Origin of the sequence: Bradyrhizobium sp. 23 (assembly GCF_023073295.1) — a bacterium.
Lineage (GTDB): Bacteria > Pseudomonadota > Alphaproteobacteria > Rhizobiales > Xanthobacteraceae > Bradyrhizobium > Bradyrhizobium canariense_D.
On the sequence record NZ_JADPJF010000124.1, the window covers coordinates 107178 to 116418 of the forward strand.

Sequence of the window (9241 nt, forward strand, 5' to 3'; positions counted from 1 at the left end):
CGCGGCCGGGCGGTATCGGCGGCAATAGTTCGGCGCGCAGAGGTGCGAGCCGCCCTTGAGGACCTTGAGCGGAATCTGGATGTCGGGGAGGCGAGGGTCGTAGCTTGTGTGCTCACCGCCGCCGCGGGGATTTTTGGGGATGCAGCAGGGTTTTGCGGCGTCGGCGGCGTGTTTTGACGACCACCAGTCGGAGGTCCACTCCCAGACATTGCCGATCATGTCGTAGAGGCCGTAGCCGTTCGGCGGGAAGGCCATGACCGGCGAGGTACGCTCGTACCCATCCTCGCCGAGATTCTGGACGGGGAAGTTGCCCTGCCAGATATTGGCCATGTGTTTGCCGCCCGGCATCAGCGCATCGCCCCAGGCGTATTCCTCCGCCTCGAGGCCGCCACGCGCCGCAAATTCCCATTCCGCCTCCGTCGGCAGGCCCTTGCCGGCCCAGTGGGCATAGGCTGCCGCATCGCTAAAGGAGACGTGGACGACGGGATGATCGTCGAGATCCTCGATGTTGCTGCCAGGACCATAGGGATGACGCCAGTTGGCGCCGCGCAGGAATGTCCACCACTGGCTCCAGTCGGTGAGATCGGTGATGCGCGGCAGCGGTGAGAACACCCGCGATCCCGCGTAGAGCATCTCTGCCAGCGCGCCCGGATAGTCCTTCGGATCGGGAACGATCTGCGCCTCGGTGACATGGCCGGTTGCGTCGACGAACTGCTTGAACTGCCGGTCTGGATCACTGCGAGTGGTTGCCGGATGATTTGAAGACCGGCGCACGGGCGTGCGGTCTATCCAGAAGCCGTCGACAGCAACGCGATGGCTCGGCGCTTCCTCGGGATAATGATGGTCGGATCCCATGCGAAAGGTTCCGCCGGGAATGAAGACCATCTCGCAGATCTGCTCGCAACATGGTGGAAGCTCCGATGCTCGTAGTCCACCTGATGCTACTGCGCCAACCTGGCAGACTTCGACGATAGCTCTCTGCCCGGCCCATTAGACGCATTGTCTAGCCCCATTTTTTTGGCACTCGGGGAGAGGAGGACGCTGCGTCAACATCTCTTTCTTTTGCACGCACGTTTTCGACCACGCGGCAAATCCATGCCGCGTGCGCTCTGCCATCCCCAAAGCGCGTCCGCTCAATATCGCTAAGGTTGCAAACGGTACCCGAAGATTGGACGGCTGTGATGTGCAGTTTGTGCCAGTCTGCGGGGGAGTTGGTGAGGCCTCGCGTGCCGCAGAATTGTCGCGCTTCAGTAACACGGTACAGCCATGGGGCAAGTCCTCCTGGTTGATTCGCGCAAGCTGGACGGTTTCGAAGGACTTCAGCAGGCCGTCCACGGCTCGCATGTCGATGTGATGCAACTCGGCCGCGGTCGGTTGCGCGGAACGTTGTCCCATGTCGGCATCGGCGACTTCTCGCTCAGCATTGGTGCGTTCAACGTCGGCATGCGCACGCAGCGGGTTTCCAGCGACGACAAGCTGATCATCGGGATGCTGCTCGCGGCCGAAGAGCGCGTCGCCCACTGGTCGTTCGACATGCAGCTCAACGATGTGCTCGTCATTCCGCCGCTGCTCGAACATGACGGTGTTTTTCACGGCGGCTCCGCTTACGCCGCCATGCGGTTCGACCTCAACGAGGTCGCGACGCTGTTCGCCGGAAAAGCACGGCTGAGTGATCCTGACACCTGGCGCAGCCGCGGTCATTTCCGCGCGGACATCGAGAGCGGCGCGATCGCCTCGCGCCGCCTGGTCCGGATCATGTCGCACCTGCGCGACAACAAATACGGACTGACGCCATCAACAGCCGATTTCTGGAAACGATCGATCGCCGAATGCATGGCTGCCAACGTCGCGTCGTCGCTGCCACCCGACGGCAATGGCTGGCTCCCTTCCGCGCGACGGCTGATCCGCAAGGTCGAGGAGTTTCTCGACGACGCCGGCACCCGTCCGATGCACGTGTCGGAAATTTGCGCGGCGCTCGGCGTATCGCGGCGCACCCTACACCGCGCGTTTCAGGAGGTATTCGGTCTCGGCCCGGTCAGCTTCCTCAGGCACAAGCGTCTTTGCGCTGTTCATTCGATCCTGCACCAGAGCGCACCCGGCTCGACCACCGTGACAGCGGTCGCCATGCAGCAGGGCTTTTACGAACTCGGCCGGTTCTCGCAATACTACCTGGCAATGTTCGGAGAGCGTCCGTCGCAAACGCTCGGAATCGCGGCGGTGCAGGCCGCCGAAGACGAGATCGCCAGAGCCTCGCGCTTTGAGCCTGGACCGCGAACGACGCCATGATGGCATGCATGCCAGTGTTTTGCAGGCGTCAAACGGCGAAAAAACTGTCATGAAAACAACCGGATGGCTACCGTGTATGGGGTTGTTTTCACGGTTTTGAGTTGGATAGGCGAGCCGCCTCCAGCTTCAGGCCCCGCAGACGATCACGCCGTACCAGCCCAGGCCGCGATAGGTCTCGTAGCCGGGCGTCGCATGGAACGCGACCAGCGTGCCCGAGCCGTCCTGGTAGAAGCCGGAACGCTGGCCGTTGAGCGACAGCGAGATGCGTTCGCTGAGAATGCCTTGTCCGTCGGAAGCGGCGATCACGCGAAGATTGGAGTCGACCAGCAGCACGCGCGCCTTGTCGCTGTCGCCAACGCGCACGCCTTGCACGATGGCGCGGGCCTGCGCCTCCCAGTCGAAATGGATGGCGAGCACCCCGATCGGCGCGCCGTTGGCCTGGCCGCCGGCGCGGACGCTGGCGCAATAGGTCGCGACCTGGGCATTGCCGAGCAGCGGCTGGTTCTCGACGTCGCCGGCGACATAGTCGTCGCCGGAGCGCAGGGTCTTGGCCTCGCGAAACCATTTGGTGTGGGCGACGTTCTGGCCGACAGCGCGAAAGCGGTCGGCGCGGCCGTTGGCGATGACGTTGCCGTCGAGATCGCAGAGCCAGAGGTCGAGATAGACGGTGTAGGCTCCTAGGATCACACCGAGACGCTGCGAGGCATGGGACACGGCCGCGGCGTCGGGCGAGGCCGCGCAATCGACCAGCGCGGAATCGGTCGCCCACCAGCGCACGTCGCAGGTCCGTTCATAGAGGTTGCGGTCGATCAGCTCGATGGCGTTGAGCGAGAGGTCGACCATGCGCTCGCCGCGCGAGCGCTGGCTCATGCGGTCGATCGAGGCGACGAGGTCGCCGGTGCGCTTGGTCAGCTGGCTTTCGAGTTCGCGGGCGATAGTCTCGACCTGCTGGCCGACGCCGCGGACCTCCTGCGCCACCACCGCGAAGCCCGCGCCCTGCGCGCCGGCGCGCGAGCTTTCGATCAACGCGTTCAGCGCCAGCATCTTCATCTGGTTGGTGATCTGCTGGATCGCCTTGGTCTTGTCGACCGCGATCTGGTTGACCTCCGCCGTGAGGCGGTTGATCAGCGCGGAGATATCGGAATCATCATCAGCGGGTTCATTTGCGATCGGCTTGGCTTTGAGACCCAGCGCAGCAGACATCGGGGGCTTCCCTTGGCAATGAGGTCTGATCTGCAACGAACCCGGAACAATCACTGACAGATCGAATACGATTCTTTTTCGAAGATTCCGCCTAACGCCTGCTTAATTTGCTGTTTTGCGGAATGCTCAAATGATAGTCAGTCCGCGTAGCAAAGCGGCAATCCACCGCTTTGTGCCGCGCAGACGTTGCAAATCCCGAGGGATTGCGGGCCAATCGTCCGTCGGCCGGACGATGCAATCCCTCCGGCTTCCAGGTTCCTCAAACCGACAGCTGTTCATGACGCCGCCCGCTACCGCCTTGCCCGTCGAAGCGCCCCAGGCGTTCCTGGGAGTGGCGCGCTCGCTCACCGACAAGCTTTGGCGCGACCGGCTGGATGCCCGCGGGGCGGCGAAAGCGCTTGCCATCGTGCAGCGCCACCAACTGCCCGAGCTCCTGGCGCGGGTGCTGGCAGGCCGCGGCGTCGACAGCGACGCCGTCGCAGATTTCCTCGATCCCACCATCCGCAAGCTTCTGCCGGACCCGTTCACGGTGACGGAGATGGAGGCCGCCGCGAAGCGGATCGCGGATGCCGCAGCGAACGGCGAGAAGGTCGCGATCTTCGGAGACTACGATGTCGACGGCGCGACCTCGGCGGCGCTGCTGACCTGGCATCTGCGGCATTGCGGGCTCGATCCGCTGATCCACATTCCCGACCGCATCTTCGAGGGCTACGGGCCCAACACGGAAGCCGTGCGCGCGCTGGCCGAAAAGGGCGCCACGCTGCTCGTCACCGTCGATTGCGGCACCACCAGCATCGAGCCGCTCGCCGAAGCAAAACGTATCGGCATGTCCGTCGTCGTGATCGACCATCATCAGGCCGGCACGGAGCTGCCGGAGGTCGACGCGCTGGTCAATCCGAACCGGCTCGACGATCTCTCCGGCCTCGGCCATCTCGCCGCCGTCGGCCTCGTGCTGGTGACGCTGGTCGCGGTCAATCGTGAATTACGCCAGCGCGGCTTCTGGAATGCGGAGATGCCCGAGCCGGATCTGCTCGGCATGCTGCATCACGTCGCGCTCGGCACGGTTGCTGATGTCGCGCCGCTGATCGGTCTCAACCGCGCGTTCGTCGCCAAGGGCCTGATCGCGATGCGGCGGCGCGACCATGTCGGCCACACAGCGCTGATGGACGTGGCGCGGCTCAACGGCCCGCCGGAGGCCTGGCATCTCGGCTTCATGCTGGGGCCGCGCATCAATGCCGGCGGTCGCATCGGCCGCGCCGATCTCGGCGTGCGCCTGCTTTTGGAGGGTGACAGCGTCGAGGCCGCGCGGATCGCCGCCGAACTCGACCGCCTCAACAGCGAGCGCCGGGTCATCGAGCAGGCGGCCGAAGCGCAGGCCGAAGCCGAGGCGCTCGCCTCGATCGGGCTCGAGGACAAGATCGGCGTGATCGTCACGGCCTCCGAAGGCTGGCATCCCGGCGTGGTCGGTCTCGTTGCGTCCCGGTTGAAGGAGAAGTTCTCGCGGCCCGCCTTTGCGATCGCGCTGGAGCCCGGGGGCATCGGCACCGGCTCCGGCCGTTCGATTGCCGGCGTCGATATCGGCAAGGCCGTGCGGCAGGCGGTCGCCGATGGCATTCTGCTGAAGGGGGGCGGCCACGCGATGGCTGCGGGGGTCACGCTGCGGAAGGAAAAACTCGCCGAGTTTCGCGCCTACCTCGAGAATGCGTTGGGGCGCGACGTTGCCGAGGCGCGCCACGTCAACGAGCTCTACATCGACGGCGCGGTCTCCGCGCGCGCGGTGACGACCGAGCTTGCAGCGACGCTCAACCGCGCGGGTCCCTTCGGCAGCGGCAATCCGGAAGTCGTGTTGGCGCTGCCGGCGCACCAGCTCGTCTATGCCGACGAGGTGGGACAGGCACATTTGAGGCTACGCTTCAAGTCGGGCGACGGCGCCATCGTCAACGGCATCGCGTTCCGTTCGATCGGACAGAAGCTCGGCAACGCGCTCGTTGCCAATCGCGGCCAGCAATTGCATGTCGCGGGATCATTGTCGGTCGATCGCTATCAGGGCGCCGAGCGTGTGCAATTCCGCGTCATCGACGTCGCGCTACCCGATCAGGGACCATCCATGATTAGATAGGCCCGGCAAACAACAAAAAAGCTAACAGCAAAACTGGGAGTGAACATGGCAGGGCAGGTTGAGGGTAAAGTGGCGCTGGTGACGGGCGGCGCCTCCGGCATCGGCGAAGCCGTCGTCGAGCTATTCGCGCGCGAGGGCGCCACCGTCATTGCCACGGACATCGACGAGCTGCGCGGCCCCGAGCTCGCCAATCGCATCACCAAGGCCGACGGCAAGGCGATTTTCCTGGAGCAGGACGTCACCAGCGAAGAGCGCTGGATCGAGATCACAGCCGAGATCGCGAAGCGCTTTGGCCGGCTTGATATTCTCGTTTCCAACGCCGGCATCGGCATCGCCGTGCCCTCGATCGTCGACATGACGCTCAGCGACTGGCGCAAGCAGAACGCGATCAACCTCGACGGCGTCTTCCTCTCGGTCAAGCATTGCCTGCCCTTGATGCGCAAGACCGGCGGCGGCTCGATCGTCATGATGTCCTCGCTCGCGGGCCTGCGCGGCGCGCCTGGGCTGTCGGCCTATTCGGCGACCAAGGGCGGCGTGCGGCTGTTCGCGAAGTCGATCGCGATGGAGTGCGCGGCCGCCGGCGACGGCATCCGCGTCAACTCCGTCCATCCCGGCATCATCGACACCCCGATCTGGGGCAAGATCCCGACCGGCGCGACCGGCAACCAGGGCAATGCACCGATCGATCCCGAGGAGCGTGCGCGCCTCGTCACGCCGCTCGGCCGCGCCGGCCATGCTTCTGAGATTGCCTCCGGCGTGCTGTATCTGGCCTCCGATGCCTCGTGCTACGTCACCGGCAGCGAACTCGTCATCGACGGCGGCATGAATGCCGGCGGCGTGCCGCGGCGGCAATAGGCCGTCGCGCGGGCTGCGAAGGGCAGGGTGGCGCCCGCGGGGGCTGACGCGCAGGCGTCGGACCTGTACAACGCGGGCGTCTTCCGATCGACAGAGGTGTCCTTCCGCCATGGCGCACAGCCTTCACTCTTCGTCCTCCACGCCAGCAACGTTCCGCTCGAACCGTCCGGACCTCGTGAGCGACGCGATCCGCAGCGCGCGCGAGGATCTTGCCGCCTGCTTTCGGATGGCTGCGCGCAACGGCTTTGAGGAGGGCATCTGCAACCACTTCTCGGCCGTGGTGCCGGGCCATGACGATCTCTTCCTGGTCAACCCGTACGGCTACGCCTTCCGCGAACTGACCGCGTCAAAACTGCTGATCTGCGACTTCCACGGCAACGTGCTCGACGGCGAGGGCGTGCCCGAGGCGACCGCGTTCTACATCCATGCCGAGATGCACAAGCGCCTGCCGCGCGCCAAGGTCGCCTTCCACACCCACATGCCCTACGCCACGGCGCTGTCGATGACCGAAGGCGATCCGCTGATCTGGGCCGGCCAGACCGCGCTGAAGTTCTATGGTCGCACGGCCGTGGACCGCGACTACAACGGCCTTGCGCTCGACAACCGCGAAGGCGCGCGCATCGCATCCGCCGTTGGGGATGCCGATATCATCTTCATGAAGCATCACGGCGTGATGGTGCTGGCACCGACCATCGCGGAGGCCTGGGACGATCTCTACTATCTCGAACGCGCCGCCGAGGTGCAGGTGCTGGCGATGTCGACCGGGCGACAGGTGCTGCCGGTCGATCCCGCGATTGCAGCCGAGACCTACAGGCAGATGCGCGAGGGCGATTCCGAATCTGCACGGCTGCATCTTGCGGCGATCCGTCGCCAGCTCGATGCGGAGGAGCCGCACTACAGGCACTGAGGCCGCCTACGACCCTTGGCGTAGCTTCGCCAGCACCTTCAGCCCGCCATAGCCGTCCGCAGGCACGATACCGGCCCTCTGCTGAAAATCCTTGATTGCCTTCATCGTGTCGTTGCCGACGCGGCCGTCGGTGCCGCCGGTGTCGAAGCCCGCCTTGGTCAGGCGCGTCTGCATCTCCTGCACCTCGGCGAGTGTCAGCGCGCGCTCGGAGCCGGGGAACGGCTGGATGAAAGGCGGGGCGCCGAGGCAGCGGTCGCCGAGATGGCAGATCGCCAGGGCATAGTTCATCGAGGGATTGTAGCTCTTCACCGCGTTGAAATTCGGTCCCAGCAGAAACGTCGGCCCGCCCGCAACCGGCGTCCACATCTGCGCGGATGCGGAGGCTTGCGGGAATGGCTGGCCGTCGGCGCGGGTGACGCCGGCCGCCTGCCAAGCCGCATAGGTCCGGCTGCCGCTCATCTCACCGGGCGTGCGCACCTCGTAGCCCCAATGCTCGCCGCGGTGCCACTTGCCGCGATTGACGAGATATTTTGCCGTCGAGCCCAGCGCGTCGTCGGGCTTGCCGAACGGCGACACCTTGCCGTCGCCATCATAGTCGATGCCGACATTGAGCCAGACCTCCGGCATCCATTGCGAATGCCCCATCGCGCCGGCCCAGGAGCCCTGCATCTGCTCCGGCGTGCTCCAGCCCTTGTCGACGATGCGTAGCGCGTTGATCAACTCGGTCTCCCAATAGGCCTTGCGACGCGGCTCGTTCCAGGCAAGGGCGGCGAGCGAGGGAAACACCGGCGTCATGTGGTTCTGCTGTACCAGCGGATCGCCATAGGCGGACTCGACGCCCCACAGCGCCAGCAGCGTACCGCGCTCGACGCCGAAATCGCGCTCGATGCGCGCGAGCAGCGCCTCGTTGTTCTTCAGCGCGATCTTGCCGTTGATGATGCGCCAGTCGGAGACGCGACGGTTGATGTATTGCCAGACCTGCTCATGAAATTCGGGCTGGGTACGCATCTGCTTGAACACGCTCATGTCGGGCTCGACCCGCGCCATCGCACGCTGCCATGTCGCAGCCGAGATGCCCTTGGCCATGGCACGAGCGCGAAAACCCTCACGCCATTCGTCGAAGCCTGGAGGTGCGGCGAAGACATGCGTCGGGAAAGCGAGCAGGGTGGCGGCGCCGATCGTGAAGGCGCGGCGGGTATGATGGATCGAGGAATCAGCGTGTTTCATCGACTTATTGTAGCGGGAAATGCGGCTCCTGTGAGTCGGTTCCTGGAGGGTTGGGAACGGGACGTCCGTCCTGTTCCTTCCGGAACAAATTGTCGCACTCACGCATTCCCTCCGCATGCAATCGAGGAGGACGAGATGAGGAAGTATCTGTTTGCGGCCGCCATGGTCACCGCTATCGCAGCCCCCGCATTCGCCGACGAAGTCGGTGTTCATGTTGGTCCGGTCGGCGCCGGCGTGACCGTCGGACAGTCCCCGGAATATCGAGAGCGTGACCGCGATCGTGATCGCACCACCGTGATCAAGGAGCGCGAGCCTGCCGACCGCACCACCGTCATCAAGAAGGAAGATGAATTCGGTAACCGCGAAAAGACCGTGATTCATCACCACAACGACTAACGGAGCGGGGCCCCGGCCGATGGTCGGGGCCCGCCTTCCGTCGAGAATCCGGGATCGAATGAAGATACGCGCGCATGCAGAGAGCCACGTCGTCGAGCTCGACGACGGATCACAATGGCAGATTTTCCCTGGCGATCTCGCCACCACACTGAGCTGGAAGCCCGAAACCGATCTGCACCTGGAGCGAAGCGGCGAGCGGGTGAGTTCGCATGAGCTGGTGAACGACGCCGATCAAAGCCGCGTGCGGG

Annotated in this window: 9 protein-coding genes; 6 read left to right on the forward strand and 3 right to left on the reverse strand. The window is 64.8% G+C overall.

What is annotated here, in order from left to right:
- A partial coding sequence (locus tag IVB32_RS29650) for a formylglycine-generating enzyme family protein (protein WP_247412200.1) occupies window positions 1–855 on the reverse strand: 855 nt, incomplete at its 3' end.
- Window positions 856–1266: 411 nt separating this feature from the next.
- Between IVB32_RS29650 and IVB32_RS29655 the strand changes: the two genes are divergently transcribed.
- Entirely contained in the window at window positions 1267–2286 is a 1020-nt protein-coding gene (locus IVB32_RS29655; protein WP_247371072.1) for a helix-turn-helix domain-containing protein, read from the forward strand.
- Between the two features lie 126 nt (window positions 2287–2412).
- On the opposite strand, the gene IVB32_RS29660 is transcribed toward IVB32_RS29655, so the two are convergent.
- Complete coding sequence (locus tag IVB32_RS29660; RefSeq protein WP_247371074.1) at window positions 2413–3489, reverse strand: methyl-accepting chemotaxis protein; 1077 nt, start codon at window positions 3487–3489, stop codon at window positions 2413–2415.
- A gap of 277 nt (window positions 3490–3766) precedes the next feature.
- Between IVB32_RS29660 and recJ the strand changes: the two genes are divergently transcribed.
- From recJ to IVB32_RS29675, 3 genes are all read left to right on the forward strand, one after another.
- Window positions 3767–5608, forward strand: coding sequence for a single-stranded-DNA-specific exonuclease RecJ (gene recJ, locus IVB32_RS29665; protein WP_247297386.1), 1842 nt, complete (start codon window positions 3767–3769; stop codon window positions 5606–5608).
- Between the two features lie 45 nt (window positions 5609–5653).
- Window positions 5654–6463: a glucose 1-dehydrogenase gene (locus IVB32_RS29670; protein ID WP_026232728.1), complete on the forward strand. Its 810-nt coding sequence runs from the start codon at window positions 5654–5656 to the stop codon at window positions 6461–6463.
- Window positions 6464–6572: 109 nt separating this feature from the next.
- Window positions 6573–7370, forward strand: coding sequence for an aldolase (locus tag IVB32_RS29675; protein ID WP_247297385.1), 798 nt, complete (start codon window positions 6573–6575; stop codon window positions 7368–7370).
- A gap of 6 nt (window positions 7371–7376) precedes the next feature.
- On the opposite strand, the gene IVB32_RS29680 is transcribed toward IVB32_RS29675, so the two are convergent.
- Window positions 7377–8597 carry a lytic murein transglycosylase gene (locus IVB32_RS29680; RefSeq protein ID WP_247297384.1) on the reverse strand — a complete coding sequence of 407 codons (1221 nt, stop codon included), beginning with the start codon at window positions 8595–8597 and terminating at the stop codon, window positions 7377–7379.
- Between the two features lie 135 nt (window positions 8598–8732).
- Between IVB32_RS29680 and IVB32_RS29685 the strand changes: the two genes are divergently transcribed.
- Window positions 8733–8993, forward strand: a complete 261-nt coding sequence (locus IVB32_RS29685; protein ID WP_247297383.1) for a hypothetical protein — start codon at window positions 8733–8735, stop codon at window positions 8991–8993.
- Window positions 8994–9051: 58 nt separating this feature from the next.
- On the forward strand, window positions 9052–9241 hold a 190-nt coding region (locus IVB32_RS29690), incomplete at its 3' end, for a hypothetical protein (RefSeq protein ID WP_247412203.1).